Origin of the sequence: Bacillus sp. FJAT-49736 (assembly GCF_018343615.1) — a bacterium.
Lineage (GTDB): Bacteria > Bacillota > Bacilli > Bacillales > Bacillaceae_C > Margalitia.
Map to the genome: position 1 here is coordinate 817,008 of NZ_JAGYPI010000002.1, position 14,344 is coordinate 831,351.

A 14,344-nucleotide genomic window follows, 5' to 3' on the forward strand; every position below is an offset into this window, starting at 1 on the left:
ACCGTCCAATAATAAAGGACGGTTCTTATCATTAATCGTTTTTAAATAACTTCATGCAAAAATAGCTAAGAAGCAGAATTATAAACCAAACTGGTGTAATAAATAGCGCTATTCTTGTATCAGCAGCTAGGCCAAGCAAAACAATCACAAATACAAAGAACGCCAGCACAAGCCAGTTGGATATAGGAGCAAATGGCATTTTAAAAGGATTCTGTTTCGCACTTTCAGGCATTAATTTGCGATAGCGCAAATGTGAAACGATGATTACTCCCCATACCCATATAAAGCAAATAGTTGAAATACTTGTAACCAACGTAAATACTTTATCCGGCAATAAATAGTTAAGCACTACTCCAACTAATAGCACGAGGGTGGAACAAAGCAATGCAGGTGCTGGTACATTTCGTTCGTTCAGCGTTTTTAAATACTTAGGCGCCTTTCCTTCATTCGCTAAAGTATAAAGCATTCGGCTTGTACTAAAAATTCCGCTATTACAAGATGATGCTGCAGAGGTTAGTACAACAAAGTTAATAATTCCTGCTGCTGCAGGTATCCCAATTAAAGCAAAGACTTTTACAAATGGGCTACTGTCAGGGTCGACCCCATTCCAAGGATAGATAGACATAATCATAAACAGAGCACCAATATAAAAAATGAGAATACGAATTGGAATACTGTTGATTGCTTTTGGAAGTGTTTTTCTCGGATCCATAGCCTCACCAGCGGTGACCCCAACAAGCTCAATACCAACAAAAGAAAATACGGCCATTTGAAAAGCTAACAAAAATCCTGATGTTCCGTTAGGGAAAAATCCTCCATGAGTCCAAAGATTTGCAAATGTAGCTTTTGTCTCATGACTCTTAAAACCCATAAATACAAGCACAAAGCCGATGGCAATCAATGCTACAATCGCGATAATCTTAATTAAAGCAAACCAAAATTCAATTTCCCCAAAGGCCTTAACCGTAGCTAGATTAATAAGAAACAGAACAATCACACATATTAAGGCAGGTACCCATTGCGGTATATTCGGAAGCCAAAACTTAACATACATTCCGACAGCCGTTATTTCCGCAATTCCTGTCATAATCCAACAGAACCAGTATGTCCAGCCCGTAATAAAACCGGCCCAGGGTCCTATAAAGTCTTGTGCAAATTCTATAAAGGAACCGGTAGTAGATTTATATAGTAATAATTCTCCTAATGCACGCATTACAAAGAACAAAAAGGCACCGATAATTAGGTACACCAGCATGATGGAGGGACCAGCAAGATGTATTGATTTACCAGCTCCTAGGAACAAGCCGGTTCCTATAGCACCACCAATTGCAATTAATTGAATATGTCTGTTCTTTAGACCTCTTTCTAGATTTCTTTCCTTCGTCAACTGTGTCATGTTCATCACCATCTCATCTAGTATGTGTCTTGGTAGTTGCTGCAATTTCTTTTTTTCTATTAAAATTTTGAATTATTCCCCATTATATATTTTCTATTTAAAAAATACAATTGTCCCTGGTACGAGGACGATTTTCCTATCTTCTAAACGAAAATACGACATGATTAAAAGGAGTTTTCACTATCCTTATAGAATTAAAAATGATGTATGTTATTGTCGAAGAAGGAGAACTGTTCATGGAAATTCACTACGACAACATATTACTCCAAATATTAATGGTACTTTTTCCTTTTGTTTTATTTTTAGTGCTTGTGAAGGAAAAAATACATGATGTAAAAAACAAAATATTATTCGGCGTTACTTGTGGTATCGCTGTCACGTTATCCCTTTCGTTTGCTATTCAAATAAATGAAGGAAAATTAATAGATTTAAGACTTGTTCCATTGTACTTGGCATTTATATACGGAGGGAACATTACCGGGATAATCATTTCGTTATACTATATGATCCTTCGCTATTTCTTTGGTGGAGTAGGAATAATTCCAGGTTTTATAATTCTGCTAATCGCAAGCAGTATTCTTATCAAGCTTAAGCGCCATTTTTTCACCTTCTCTCTAAAGGAAAAATTAACTTATTCCTCTTTGTTTTTAGGAATTTTTTCGGCAAGTACCCCTATCCTGGGTTCACTCATGCTATCTGAAAGCTTAACTTTTAACAAGCTAATTATTTACTCTTTTTATATTCTCGAAAATATCGTCCTAATTTGGCTTGTCATTTATTTAATTGAGGCTCATATTGAGAAAATAAATCTATCTAACGAAATTTTACATGCGGAAAAATTTAATGTAATAGGACAGTTGGCTGCAAGTGTCGCTCATGAAATTCGTAATCCAATGACCAGTGTACGAGGCTTCTTACAAATATTACAGACCTCCACTAGAATTTCACTTTCCGAAAAAGAATACATTAAGATTTGCATAGAAGAGGTGGACCGTGCGAACGCCATTATTGCCGATTATCTTGCTTTAGGAAAAAACCATTCAGCTGAAAAAGGTGTTTCACTAGATGTAACCATTGAATTAAAAAGTGCTGTTCGATCCATTTCCTCTTTTGCAACTCTCAATAATGTAAAGATTGATTTCCAAAATAAATTCCCTGCGCATATCAAAGGGAACAGCAGCAGGCTGCAGCAATTATTTATCAATCTATTAAAAAATGGTATCGAAGCTTCTAGCGGAAATGGAATGATTGTCATTCAATTAGAGGTGAATCAAAAAACGGTTCAAATTTCTATAGCGGATAATGGGGAAGGAATGAGTAAAGAAACACTTGACCGCTTCGGCCTCCCTTTCTATTCAACGAAGGAAAAGGGAACCGGGCTTGGACTAATGGTATGCAGACGTATCACGGAAGAAATGGGTGGTAGAATCGACGTCAGCAGTACCAAAGGACTTGGAACCATTATTTATCTAACATTCCCTAGAGTATTAAGAGAATGAGACTGTTCATTTAACTTGCTGGTGCACTTCCAGCAAGTTAAATTTATTTCTGTATATTCTTTTATATCTTCTGTGTTAATGCTATTAAATTTCTACTTTCATAAACTTACACAAATCTTGAAAGCCTATTTTTTCATATAATCGAATGGCACTCTCGTTAAAGGAAAAAACATTTAATCGCACATCCGAGTATCCTAAGCTTTTAAATTCCAGTAAACTTTGTTGTAATAGCTGTTTGGCATAACCCTGTTTTCTAAACTCAGCCTTTACATATACGTCACTGATCCAGCCAATTTCCTTTCCAGTAAACCAGTCCGTACTCTTATCCATCAATACCCAACCGACTAAAATACCATTGTTTCTTGCTACTAAAAAATATGCCCCGTGCTTTATGGAGTTTTCATAGGCCTTGATCATTTCTTCCTGATGATTATCGGCTGTTATTCCAGTTGCCTCTTGTCTATTTTGACCAGCATAATCATATATCTCTATTAACTCCGGTTCTGTTGCTCTCTCCAAGACAATCGTCATATTTCACCCATCCTTACATTCTTTTCAATAGCATATAATGTGTACATCCCTCAGGAAAATCTTCCACCGTACCATATACTTCATAGCCCTGTTTTTGATAAAACTCGGGTGCTTGGAAGCTAAAAGTGTCCACCCTTATCATTCTACAACCTTTTTCAACCGCCAATTCCTCTACCTTTTTTAATAGCTTCGCTCCCATTCCTTGACCTCTTAATCTTTCATCCACCCATAAGAATTGGATGAATAGACAATGAAGCTTGGTGTTTCCCGTAATACCACCAAGTATATTTCCTTCTTCATCATTAATCGTAATGCTTATATCCTCGTTAACATAGGCAATCTCTTTATCCGAAAGGTATTTCATATTATATTCCATTAATTTACTACGGATATACTCAGAATCCTCATGGTTCGATTTTATTTGAAATATTAAATTATTCATTTAAGGTATCTCCTTTTCTTTAGCATAATCTGCTTCCTAGTTATATTCGATAACTAGGAGGAAAATCCTTTCAGCATCCATGAAACTCAAAAATAAAGTCGAGGTGATGTGCATTAGCTTCTTAGAGCATTTTTATTTTGTGCCTTTCACACCTTAATAAGAGAATGAAACGAATGTAACTTAATTTTACGTGGTGAAATTTCAAGATTTGTTGTCTATTAAGCTATAGAGCAGTGTTTACGGGGTTTTTTATGTAAAATTATGCATCCGCCGGCGCACCATATTTTGGACCAGCATATACATAACAATATGATTAAGAAGCAAACACTTAATCTGAAAAATTATAGTGTTTTTTTATGAAAGTGGTGAAAAACTTTGGTTCATACAGTGGGAAAACTGGAACAGTATAAACTATTAAACTCTGGCCAAATGAAGCTCGGCAGTATTCCAACTACAGTAGAATATTCGATGGCTAATTTACATCTTTTCTTAACTAAATTTGAAGAACTGTATATTAAACACGATACATCTGGCCAAGGCAGAGGTATTTTTAAAGTTACTAAGGGGCCATACCAACTTCATACGATAAATGGTTATTCTATGCAGGGACAGCAGATTAATCAAAAGCTAACCGTTAAACAGATTCATGAACTACTACAACCATTTGAAAAATTCGGGAGATCGCACCCTTATATCATTCAGGAAGGGATAAAAAGCGTAACTGACAGCGGACATCCTTTCAGCATTCGTGTTCATACCCAATTAGTCAACAGCAAATGGGAGGTCAGCGGCATACTTGCAAACATTAGCTCTAAACAACTTGATAACAATGGTATTGTAAATAGATGTCGTGGTTCACAGATTTTACCTATAGAGAAGCTTATGAAACATTATCTTAAGTTGAATCCCAAAAAGGAAAGAGAACTTTTAGAAAAAATAAAGGATGTATCCATTTGTGCTTCTGAAACCATAGCAAGCAAATACCCTGCAAGAGAATATGGAATAGATGTTGGGGTAGACAATAATTTAAACCCCATAATATTTGAATTAAACAGTACCCCTGGTATTGCAGGATTTCACCTTGTAGATCCAAAGATATGGCGGCATATTGTGGATAATCGTAAAGGTCTATAATCCATCAATTGTTATTTTTCCCTCCCTGTGCGGAGGCCATTTTCTTCAGGGAAGGAAAGGTGCATTTTAGGCTATATGCCATAAAATGCAACGATAACAGTGGATAAAATTGTGAATAAGGTTTACCTGTTGCAACGAGATTCCATGATGGCAGCACGGATAATAATCCGATTGTATATATAATTTCTAACAATATGATACTATACGATGGTACAAATCCTTAAATCTTCTCTTAACAGATTAAAATTGACAGACCAAATTACAAATAAAATAGCACCCTAGATGACAATATCCATTGTCAAAATGATACTTTGGGTGCCATTTGCTATGCTATTTTGGATTTGTTTTCATTATCTGAATTGATAAATCAGCGTAATAGGTTAGTTATTTTTTATGATAAAAGAGAGGCCATTTCATATGCTATTTGCAATGTTTCTCCACGGAATTGGAACTACCAAATTCAATACAGCTAGCCCTTTATATTTAAAATTTATAACTTACCATAAAAACTACAGATAAAACTAGCATAATGAAAATAGAAAGCCATACTAAATAAATTGATAACCCCTTTTGTACCACTCCCACGTCTACATTCGCAGCTCTTAATGGTTTTTTGATTTTTTTGCTGCTAATAATACTTAAAACAATAATAGATAATAGAATGGTAAGGGACCCGCCTTTTTCCATGAAGTGAAGCCATAATGGCTTTTGTGACTCCGAAATATTCATGCCGATAATCATAAATACTCCGCTTAAAAGTACAATGAAGCTGCTCGGATGAAGCCATCTGTTGAAAAGGCCGGGGATTTTTTGCAATAGAGATTGCACATCCTTTGAACCTGCTTGTTTCTTCAACAGCGACATTATAACTGCAAGGGATATTAACGATCCCAGCCATATCGATAAACCAGAGAGATGAAAAAATAACATGGTGGTAAACATCTTTAATTCCTCCTCTTTTTTTCAAGCTTAATTCCTATAACGAGAATAAAATGCTTTTATGAACAACAGATGAACAGCACGTTACATATTTAATTGGTTCTATTTAATGTCTTAGGCTTGAGGAAGGTCAAAATGGCAGGTAATAACATACCGCGAACTAAAAATGTATCCATTAATACTCCAATCCCCATGGTCATACCAAATAGGAAGAGCTCCTGCAATGGCTGTGTCATTAATACGCAGAATGTAGCCGCCAAAATAATTCCTGCGGATGAAATGACTCCACCAGTAAGGGAAACACCGCGGGCAACCGCTTCTTTCCATTCAAAGTGCCTTGCTTCCTCTCTAATTCTGGAGACAACCATGATATTATAATCAACGCCCAAGGCAACAAGAAATACGAAGGTGTACACCGGCAAACGATAACTAATGGCGTCATAGCCTAAGATATAATGGAACACCATCCATCCCAAACCAAGTGTAGCTACGTAAGATAATAGCATCGTCCCAATCATTGTGAATGCCATTACGACTGATCTAGCTTGGAAGGCAAGCATAATAGTAATGAAAATCGCAATTAATAAGAAAGTGATAATCATATCACGGTTGTTTAAATTTTTTACATCTAATTGTTCAGCTGTTTGTCCTGAGTAATAGATAGAAAATTGTTTTGTATTAAAGCCACTATCTTGTAAAATAGCCTCACCGTTTTCACGTAACTTGTTAATGACGTTTAATGACGATTGATCATAAGGATTATCCTTGAGAGTCAATTGCAGCTTAACTGCATGTTTATCCTCGGATAAGAAATTATTTGCGTTTCGATTAATGGTGCCTGGCTCCGCTTTTGGCGAAATATCACTAACACCTTCTTGAGTTTTTAGCGCCTTTTCCAAATCATTGATTTTTTCCGCAAAGGTAGAATCTTGAACAATCTCCTTATGTGATTCCAAAATTACTGTTACAGGCGCTAATTCTCCTTGAGGAAAATGTTTCTCTAATATTTCATAGCCTTGGCGGGAGGTAATATCGTTCGGAAAGGACTTCATGATATTGAATGAATATTTCAGCGATCCTACATTTAAAGCAGATAAGATTAAGAATAGTAATAATACACTTACTGTTGCTCCAGGCTTCCTTGTGACAAAGGAACCCACTTTTGCCCAAATTCCTTGGTGATGCCTCTTTTCGTTCTTCTCGTATTTCGGAATAAAAGGCCAAAATGCTTTCCGGCCAACTACTGCAAAAAGCGCCGGTATTAGTGTTACTCCGCCTAGTAAAATAACTACCATCGCTACCGAAAAAACTGGTGCAAAATAATGATATGGCTGGAAATTTGCAAAGAATAATACAAACATAGCGACTAGAACTGTACCGCCGCTAAATAAGATTGGCTCCATTACGTGTGTAAAAGCTTTTTTCATAGCTTCGTATTTTGACTCGTTAACTTTTAGTTCAACGCGATATCTCGCAAGAATAAACAAGCAATAATCCGTTAAAACCGCAAAAAGCAAGATCATCATTATGGAGAGTGCTTGTTTATCAACAGTGAACCACTCGTACCTCGCTGCTAGCCCCAAAATCCGATCCACTACTTGATATATCATTCCTGCAATAACTAATGGAATTATCGCCAGTAATGGAGAGCGATAAATAATCATTAATATAACTAGAATAAGCCCAATAGTTGCGAACATTAGAATGAGATCTGCGTTTTTAAATAAAGAAATCGTATCGGAAGAAATTCCTGCTGGACCGGTGATTTCAAGTTTTAAGCCCTCGGTGTTATATTTATTGGTATAGTGCTTGATTTTTTCAATAGTATCGTAAATTTGATCTGAATCCAGTCCCTTTTTTAGAGCAACATTCAATATTAGGGTTGTTTTATCGTCCGAAAGCATTTTATTTTGAACTTGCTCTGGCAATTGGTGAAATGGCAATGCACCCGATACATTCTTCGGTTTTGAATCGGAGGATAACCACTTGCTAATTTCCGTAATCTTCGCGCGATCTTGTTCCGTTATCTGTCCTGTATCATGAAAGACAAGCAGCGCTGTTAAACCATCTTTTGTTGGAAAGTATTTATCCATCACTTTTGTTGCTTTAGCGGAAGGTGTATTTTCATGAACGCTTCCTTCCCCACTGCTGATGGAATATTGCTTGGCGCTTGGTGCAATAACACTTAATATGATAATGACTGCAAGCCAGCCCAATAAGATTATCTTTGATCCTTTAGAACTGCTAATGAAATGAGCGATTTTATTCATGTTCATCCCCCCTGTTCTTCCGTCTACATAGTGATTGTAAATTAGGATTATGAACCAATGATGAACAGGAGATTACATTTAAAAAGCCTGATTTCTTCATTAATGAGAAACCAGGCTTTTGGGTATTTATTTCTATTAACCATTACAGATCATAATAATGTTTAGATCCGGATCACGAACAGTAAAAAATGCAAAGTCATCAAATCGCACCATTTTACTTTCTATTTCATAACCCAATAGGTTTATATATTCATATGCTTCATTAATATTATCTGTATGAAAATTAAACAACGGGTAACTAGATGGATTTATTTGTTTTACCATATCATTAGGACCTGCATCTAATGTCAAACCTGTATAGTGATTGATATTAATGTTATATACAGGTGGGCTTACCTTTGACAAATCATAATCTTGCCCAAGCAGCTTGGAATACCACTCCACCGACCTTCTTAGATCGCTGACATGAACAAAAATGGTGTTAATTTGGTTCATAATTGGACTTTGCATTATGTACCTCACCTTTTACGAGAAATACTTCCGATAATAATAAAAAGTAATAACAATCGCTACAAGCGTGTAAGCTACCGAGGTAAAGAAAGCCGTATTAGGTGAAAATTTATATGTATCCGATTTCATTTTAAAATTTGTTGATTCTATTTGAACAATAGCATCTGTCAAACGGGAGGTTAGTCCCCCTTTTGAGGTGAAAAACCAAACGATAATGCTGGAAACAAGTCCGACAACAAACGAATAATCTATGAAATTTGATCCTGTTAAGTAAGCTACTGCATAATTTATTCCAAGCAAAGCTAAAAGTGTAAGAAAAATACTCATGAACCGTCTTACCAAACCCTTCGCCCCATTTCATAGATAGTTATTATTCTCTGAATGAAAACTCATCCTTCAAAATAGAATACACTTTTAAATCATGGTGCTTTCCTTTTATAAAGGCCGATTTTCTCAAAATGCCCTCATAAAACATTCCTGCCTTTTCCATAACACGGCTTGAACCAATGTTTTCTACAAAGCATCTTGCCTGAATACGAACTAAATCCATTTCTTTAAATCCAAATTCAATCACTTTCTTTGCTGCCTCTGTTGCAATCCCTTGTCCCCAGTATTCTTGTGAAACAACATATCCGATTTCGGCAGTATGGTGTTTTGGCTGCCAGGATACGAAATCTATTGTTCCAATTAATCTTCCATTCTCTTTATATTCAATTCCCCAAGGGGAAACTTTCTTACTTTCATATTGGTTTAGAACAAACTCCACAAACTCTCTAGCGTCTGATAGAGTTCGGTGCGTATCCCATGTAACATATTTTGTAACTTCTTCATTTGAACCATAAGTATAAATATCCTCAACATCATCCAATGTTACTTTCCGCAGCAAAAGACGATCCGTCTCCAAAACTGGTAGATCCCCATATATTTTTGTCAGTTCCATCCAATCACCTCTATCAGTTTGTTATTGTCATTATATAACAATTTTTTAGACTAGTGGGAAAAATAGGACAAAATTTGTCGGATATGGTTCTTTTTTCCCATGAACTATGCCTGAATGCATTAAACTGCATTTCGTTTGTCCATTTCTGCTTATGTTTTCTCGACATTATCTGAACGGTTTGTCCCTCCAACCCATTCCAATTTTATTTTTGGTTGTAGTGATTGATTAGTCGGAATTCAGTTTATCCCGGTCAACCCATGTGGGGGCTGCTCCATCCAGTTGTTATCGATCATAATTTTTGCAGCGTCCTGAACAAATCTTGCAATTTTTATTAAAGATTTTCAATACAACAGTCCTATATCGTGTCTTCCGTTAACTGCTAGTGAATTTTCCAAATTGCGATGGAAGTAAGCGAATACTATAGGACATATAAAACGCTTGGCTATTCACCAAGCGTCTGTTCTTCTATTTATTTGTTTGAATTTCCTGATTGCATTTCGAAATTTCTTACGAGCATTCCATTTGATTTTAGCATCCCAAACTTCTCATAATAAGGAACTAAGTTATCTTCACAGCACAAATCAACCATATAAATAATATCAAGTTCTATTAACATACGCTTAACCAATTCCTTGCCTATACCTTTATTTTTATACTCTGGTAACACTTCAAGGAATGGAATGTACGCAGATAGAACCCCATCGCTGATTGCAGTTATAAATCCAACTACTTGATTAGTATTATCATCTAACGCAATGACCACTTTACTGCTATTTTTTAGTAGTCTGAAGTGTGTTTTTGGATTTGGAGGATCTGGCCAACCGACAAAAAAGCCATCCAACATATCAGAAGAAATTCCTTCAAGACAATTTTTGTATAACATATATATCAACTCCTAAATTTTTATTACTTTTAGGCAGGTGATAGATATCAATAGTAAAGCAACAAAATTGCGACCTCCAAACATTTGTTAGGATATTTGTGAAGTATTCGACTCAAATTCTAAAAACCCTTCTTTTTGGTAAAATTCTAATTTAAAGTAGGGGATATTTCCAAAACCATTCTCATCGTTTTAAGAACATGCCCTTCAAAAAGATCATCAAATTCAGAAACAACCTTAAATCCCTTTGCTTTATAAAAGTTTTTTCCAATTAGGTTATCCTTTTCAACATTGATATAAAGCTCTTTAACATTTCCCAAAGAGTTAATCCCCTCTTTTAAAAGAGCGGTTCCAATCCCCTGACCTTGGAATTGAGGATACAAGTAAACAGCACCCAGCTCTGCCTCCCCGTTTTCCTTTAAACGAGAAAAGTTTGCAAATCCAATTACTTCCCCTTCTACTTCTGCCACAAAAATAAGTGAACCCTCATATCTCCTTTTCATCATTTCATCATTATAGGCTGTTTTTAAAAAGCTTTCTTGTACCGATTTCGGAATAATGCCTTCATACGTAGAATCCCAGCTTATTTTTGCCACCTTTTGAATGTGAGGAATATCTTCTAATCGCATTTTGCGGATAGTAAAGTTCATGATTTCTGTCCTCCCTATATGTTTGTTGGATCCTGTTTTTTTAAATTGAATTCTATTACTTTATAAAAATATCCTTCCTACGCTGTATCCCTTTCAACCACTGTTTCATTTAGAAATCGAAATTAAGGAAGCAATATTCCTAATAAAGAAACGAAGCAAATAATCGATCCGATCATTATATATAACGGGCGGATTCCCCATACATCACTTAATACTCCACCGATCCCAACTATTTTATGGTGTTTTCTTCTTAAGCTTTGGCGTTCTAGCTGCTTTTTTCTCCGTTTTCATCTCAATTTCACCAAGTTGCTCGTTTTTTTCGGCAATCTAGCCCATTTTTTATCCATACACTAACCTTTCAAAAAATACTCCAATTCTTTCCTCAACAAATTCGATTGACTTTCTCTTTAATGAATACTTCGACTGAATGATTTCTATTAATCTAGCAGATCTTAATATTTTCAGATGATGATGAATGGTAGATTTCCCTATATCCAAATGCTCCGTTATTTCCTGTAGTGTCCGATCACCCTCATATAACAATTTAATCATTCGCAATCTTGCCTCGTCACCAAGAGCTTTATGCTTTAACACTAAAAGGCAATTGGGAGTGTAACGATCATTGGGATAGATGCTTTCATTTGCAACAGGATAGTAGTACATTAAAGATGTGATGATGTAAAAACTGTACGACAAAAACGAGCAATTTTTTAATCCCCGAATTACAATTTTTCTTAGTAAACCAGACAATAAACCACATTTAATCAAATGTTTGATTAAATTAACAATTGGAGAAAAATGTTGAAATTGCAAAAATAAATGGCCTATTTGATTTTTCAATTGGCCATCCTCTTTCCAAGCAATAATTGCGTTCAATTCTCCCAATCTCATAACCATTTCCTGAAAAAACATGTCCCCAATAAAATAAGCTAATCAATTATGGCCAAATTTCTTACCGCCATTTATGGAGAACCATTCAAGATATAATTCGTCCGTTGTAAGAGAATGATAGTCTTCCGCAAATGTCCTCTTTATTTCCTTTGCGTATATATTTGCAAAAGAAAGCCATTCATGACCCTCATCATTATAGGAATAGTAAACCGAAGGATGCAAGCCGAAAAAGAATGGCGTGGTATCAATTAGTTCCATATTATATGCCCCCTATTGGGCAAAACTTTTTAATTCGTTTGCGTGTAAATATGATGAAGCACTTCAAATATTTTTCCAAAAAAATATCTGCTAGGATTCCAAGGTGAACCAAGGGCAATTCATTATGAAACCGTCCATTATTAAGGTCCCGGCGTTCAATTTTTCTGCTTCTAAGCTCTAAAATCATGATTAAATAAAGCTACCTTATAAGGAAACATTTCCGCTGTCATGACTCCTTCTTTTACAGCCGGATCATCATTCATGAGCAAAGTAGCCTCTTCTTCAGATTCCACTTGAAGAATAACAATTCCAAATGTGTCTTCATCCATCGTCTGGGTTCTTCCTGCTAATACTAGCTTTCCTTGATTTAATAATTCTTTTAATCTTGTAAAATGATTCCCCACAATTTGATTCTCTTTGTCTGTCCAATTTTTCGGATCTATTAGTTCGGGGATTAGTTTTAGTGTATATATAAATTGTTTTTGCTCCATTTTCATTCCTCCTAATTTCTTAACTATTAAATACTACAATCTTAAAAATAATTCCTTTACTTAATCCAAATACAGGAATTTTTTTATTACCTGAAGAAATACATATTTACAAATACCTTTAAGGAGGAAATGTATGAGGACTATATATGTCATATTGTGCACGGTATTGTCGATAAGCTTTTTAGTTTCCGATAAGTCCTTCGCTAAATGGGCATATCCCTTTGTGGTTTGGAATGGATATATTTACGTGGTAAATGATGAGAAGGTAAAAGAGATAGGGAAGGAAATTGGGCATGTAACAAAGTATTCGGATAGGGAAGGAACTTATTCTGGGAATTTTTCCAATTCTTATAAAAAAGGTACTAAATATTACTCTATTAAAGGAATTAATACAGATGAGGCAATTGCAGTTCAAGATGGAAACGGTAAATATGTTAAAGCTACTAGGGATGGAAAATATGTTAAACCTACTAAAAATGAAAAATATGTTAAACCTACTAATGTAGGAGAATACGAAAGTAATAAAAAGTCTTCTGAAATAATTTTTTTGAAGTGGACAGCAGTTTTTTTGGTGCTCGTTATCCTTATTGTTACTGGGAGAAATGTTGCGAATCGTAAGAGGCCACGGTAGTTTTTCTTTTCATATAAAAAGGACAAGGGACCGGATGGTTCCTTATCCCATTGAAGCTTGACCAACCCAGGAAACTAGTTGCTCGAAATCAAACGTATCCCCTTTACGCAGCTTTAATGTCTTTCTTTCCGGTGGTCCATCGAACATGCCTTCCGGAAGTTCCAGCGTGCTGGCATTAAAAATCGTAAAACTAACAGCTTCTTTAGATGTTGAGATAACAGCCGCATATTTTCCGTTGTTCAAAAAATGTGGCTTTTTATATTGAATACGCTCATTAATATCTGGGATAGCTTGATGGACAACTTCACGCAAACTAGTGGCTAAATCTCCTTGCAAAGGTTCTTTTATTGATTGAATCAAATCCGTTACTTCTTGATTCATTTTACATACTCCCCTTTGCATTATAATTCTTTCAACATATTAAGTTGATCCTGCAAATCTGCTTCCAATGCTTCTATTCTAGGTTCCTTTATGGATTCACCATTCTCTTTAATTCTTCGCAATTCAATCTCAAACTCACCGTGCCCCTCCGGGATCGGCATTTTTAGTGCCCAATTCAGTGCGTCCTCTTCCGATTTCACATCAATCAAAGTATATTTTGCTATGAAGTCTTGATTTATCAAAAAGGGACCCACCTGTACCTGTGGTTTTGCTTCATTCTTTGGGTACTTTACTTTTATCCCATTTGAACTTGGCTGAAGTTCCTCATCCGCAAGAAGTGCGCCGACTTCCGCCAAAGACATCTTATAGGCATACAATGCGTCAATATGCTCTTTGCTATGAACGACTCCAGCTTCCGAGTAAGGTGTTGCCTTCACCATCAACAAAAATCTCAATATTTTCCCTCCTTGTATAAATAAGAAAAAGTTAAGGGTAATATTC

The 14,344-nt window shown here is 35.7% G+C and carries 17 protein-coding genes and 1 pseudogene; 3 read left to right on the forward strand and 15 right to left on the reverse strand.

The window, feature by feature from the left end; all coding sequences use genetic code 11:
- Positions 1-31: 31 nt before the first annotated feature.
- Positions 32-1,396 (reverse strand): amino acid permease, encoded by a 1,365-nt coding sequence (locus KHA87_RS15400; protein ID WP_213095024.1) that lies wholly within the window; start codon positions 1,394-1,396, stop codon positions 32-34.
- 236 nt (positions 1,397-1,632) lie between these two features.
- Between KHA87_RS15400 and KHA87_RS15405 the strand changes: the two genes are divergently transcribed.
- Positions 1,633-2,895, forward strand: coding sequence for an ATP-binding protein (locus KHA87_RS15405; RefSeq protein ID WP_213095025.1), 1,263 nt, complete (start codon positions 1,633-1,635; stop codon positions 2,893-2,895).
- Positions 2,896-2,979: 84 nt separating this feature from the next.
- Here KHA87_RS15405 and KHA87_RS15410 read toward each other — a convergent pair whose 3' ends face one another.
- Together KHA87_RS15410 and KHA87_RS15415 are read right to left on the reverse strand one after the other, a co-directional pair.
- Positions 2,980-3,426, reverse strand: coding sequence for a GNAT family N-acetyltransferase (locus tag KHA87_RS15410; RefSeq protein WP_213095026.1), 447 nt, complete (start codon positions 3,424-3,426; stop codon positions 2,980-2,982).
- Positions 3,427-3,439: 13 nt separating this feature from the next.
- Complete coding sequence (locus tag KHA87_RS15415; RefSeq protein WP_213095027.1) at positions 3,440-3,868, reverse strand: GNAT family N-acetyltransferase; 429 nt, start codon at positions 3,866-3,868, stop codon at positions 3,440-3,442.
- 375 nt (positions 3,869-4,243) lie between these two features.
- Between KHA87_RS15415 and KHA87_RS15420 the strand changes: the two genes are divergently transcribed.
- Complete coding sequence (locus KHA87_RS15420; RefSeq protein WP_213095028.1) at positions 4,244-5,002, forward strand: YheC/YheD family protein; 759 nt, start codon at positions 4,244-4,246, stop codon at positions 5,000-5,002.
- Between the two features lie 483 nt (positions 5,003-5,485).
- Here KHA87_RS15420 and KHA87_RS15425 read toward each other — a convergent pair whose 3' ends face one another.
- The 10 genes and pseudogenes from KHA87_RS15425 to KHA87_RS15470 form a co-directional block, all read right to left on the reverse strand.
- Complete coding sequence (locus tag KHA87_RS15425) at positions 5,486-5,944, reverse strand: hypothetical protein (protein ID WP_213095029.1); 459 nt, start codon at positions 5,942-5,944, stop codon at positions 5,486-5,488.
- 89 nt (positions 5,945-6,033) lie between these two features.
- Complete coding sequence (locus KHA87_RS15430; protein WP_249310416.1) at positions 6,034-8,211, reverse strand: MMPL family transporter; 2,178 nt, start codon at positions 8,209-8,211, stop codon at positions 6,034-6,036.
- Positions 8,212-8,346: 135 nt separating this feature from the next.
- Positions 8,347-8,721 carry a VOC family protein gene (locus KHA87_RS15435; protein ID WP_213095031.1) on the reverse strand — a complete coding sequence of 125 codons (375 nt, stop codon included), beginning with the start codon at positions 8,719-8,721 and terminating at the stop codon, positions 8,347-8,349.
- A gap of 15 nt (positions 8,722-8,736) precedes the next feature.
- Positions 8,737-9,048, reverse strand: coding sequence for a hypothetical protein (locus KHA87_RS15440; RefSeq protein WP_213095032.1), 312 nt, complete (start codon positions 9,046-9,048; stop codon positions 8,737-8,739).
- A 43-nt stretch (positions 9,049-9,091) separates the two neighbouring features.
- A complete protein-coding gene (locus tag KHA87_RS15445) occupies positions 9,092-9,661 on the reverse strand; it encodes a GNAT family N-acetyltransferase (RefSeq protein WP_213095033.1) in 570 nt (189 codons plus the stop codon).
- Between the two features lie 469 nt (positions 9,662-10,130).
- Positions 10,131-10,544 (reverse strand): GNAT family N-acetyltransferase, encoded by a 414-nt coding sequence (locus KHA87_RS15450; protein WP_213095034.1) that lies wholly within the window; start codon positions 10,542-10,544, stop codon positions 10,131-10,133.
- Between the two features lie 146 nt (positions 10,545-10,690).
- Positions 10,691-11,191: a GNAT family N-acetyltransferase gene (locus KHA87_RS15455; protein WP_213095035.1), complete on the reverse strand. Its 501-nt coding sequence runs from the start codon at positions 11,189-11,191 to the stop codon at positions 10,691-10,693.
- A gap of 339 nt (positions 11,192-11,530) precedes the next feature.
- Positions 11,531-11,848, reverse strand: a pseudogene (locus KHA87_RS22245) (ArsR/SmtB family transcription factor); the annotation flags it as partial.
- A 276-nt stretch (positions 11,849-12,124) separates the two neighbouring features.
- Positions 12,125-12,340, reverse strand: coding sequence for a hypothetical protein (locus KHA87_RS15465; RefSeq protein WP_213095037.1), 216 nt, complete (start codon positions 12,338-12,340; stop codon positions 12,125-12,127).
- A 170-nt stretch (positions 12,341-12,510) separates the two neighbouring features.
- Entirely contained in the window at positions 12,511-12,831 is a 321-nt protein-coding gene (locus tag KHA87_RS15470) for a YciI family protein (RefSeq protein ID WP_213095038.1), read from the reverse strand.
- 133 nt (positions 12,832-12,964) lie between these two features.
- Here KHA87_RS15470 and KHA87_RS15475 point away from each other — a divergent pair, with 133 nt between their 5' ends.
- Positions 12,965-13,462 (forward strand): hypothetical protein, encoded by a 498-nt coding sequence (locus KHA87_RS15475; RefSeq protein ID WP_213095039.1) that lies wholly within the window; start codon positions 12,965-12,967, stop codon positions 13,460-13,462.
- Positions 13,463-13,504: 42 nt separating this feature from the next.
- Here the strand turns inward: KHA87_RS15475 and KHA87_RS15480 are convergent, their stop codons facing one another.
- Together KHA87_RS15480 and KHA87_RS15485 are read right to left on the reverse strand one after the other, a co-directional pair.
- Entirely contained in the window at positions 13,505-13,843 is a 339-nt protein-coding gene (locus KHA87_RS15480) for a DUF1801 domain-containing protein (RefSeq protein WP_213095040.1), read from the reverse strand.
- A 20-nt stretch (positions 13,844-13,863) separates the two neighbouring features.
- Entirely contained in the window at positions 13,864-14,298 is a 435-nt protein-coding gene (locus KHA87_RS15485) for a YciI family protein (protein ID WP_213095041.1), read from the reverse strand.
- Positions 14,299-14,344: the final 46 nt, after the last annotated feature.

What these genes read in the sequence shown, in the direction of transcription:
- KHA87_RS15425 (WP_213095029.1), bottom strand. Translation starts at nt 5,944, where the DNA reads ATGTTTACCACCATGTTATTTTTTCATCTCTCTGGTTTATCGATATGG.
- KHA87_RS15410 (WP_213095026.1), bottom strand. Translation starts at nt 3,426, where the DNA reads ATGACGATTGTCTTGGAGAGAGCAACAGAACCGGAGTTAATAGAGATA.
- KHA87_RS15450 (WP_213095034.1), bottom strand. Translation starts at nt 10,544, where the DNA reads ATGTTATACAAAAATTGTCTTGAAGGAATTTCTTCTGATATGTTGGAT.
- KHA87_RS15470 (WP_213095038.1), bottom strand. Translation starts at nt 12,831, where the DNA reads ATGGAGCAAAAACAATTTATATATACACTAAAACTAATCCCCGAACTA.
- KHA87_RS15465 (WP_213095037.1), bottom strand. Translation starts at nt 12,340, where the DNA reads ATGGAACTAATTGATACCACGCCATTCTTTTTCGGCTTGCATCCTTCG.
- KHA87_RS15455 (WP_213095035.1), bottom strand. Translation starts at nt 11,191, where the DNA reads ATGAACTTTACTATCCGCAAAATGCGATTAGAAGATATTCCTCACATT.
- KHA87_RS15415 (WP_213095027.1), bottom strand. Translation starts at nt 3,868, where the DNA reads ATGAATAATTTAATATTTCAAATAAAATCGAACCATGAGGATTCTGAG.
- KHA87_RS15480 (WP_213095040.1), bottom strand. Translation starts at nt 13,843, where the DNA reads ATGAATCAAGAAGTAACGGATTTGATTCAATCAATAAAAGAACCTTTG.
- KHA87_RS15430 (WP_249310416.1), bottom strand. Translation starts at nt 8,211, where the DNA reads ATGAATAAAATCGCTCATTTCATTAGCAGTTCTAAAGGATCAAAGATA.
- KHA87_RS15405 (WP_213095025.1), top strand. Translation starts at nt 1,633, where the DNA reads ATGGAAATTCACTACGACAACATATTACTCCAAATATTAATGGTACTT.
- KHA87_RS15400 (WP_213095024.1), bottom strand. Translation starts at nt 1,396, where the DNA reads ATGACACAGTTGACGAAGGAAAGAAATCTAGAAAGAGGTCTAAAGAAC.
- KHA87_RS15435 (WP_213095031.1), bottom strand. Translation starts at nt 8,721, where the DNA reads ATGCAAAGTCCAATTATGAACCAAATTAACACCATTTTTGTTCATGTC.
- KHA87_RS15475 (WP_213095039.1), top strand. Translation starts at nt 12,965, where the DNA reads ATGAGGACTATATATGTCATATTGTGCACGGTATTGTCGATAAGCTTT.
- KHA87_RS15445 (WP_213095033.1), bottom strand. Translation starts at nt 9,661, where the DNA reads ATGGAACTGACAAAAATATATGGGGATCTACCAGTTTTGGAGACGGAT.
- KHA87_RS15440 (WP_213095032.1), bottom strand. Translation starts at nt 9,048, where the DNA reads ATGAGTATTTTTCTTACACTTTTAGCTTTGCTTGGAATAAATTATGCA.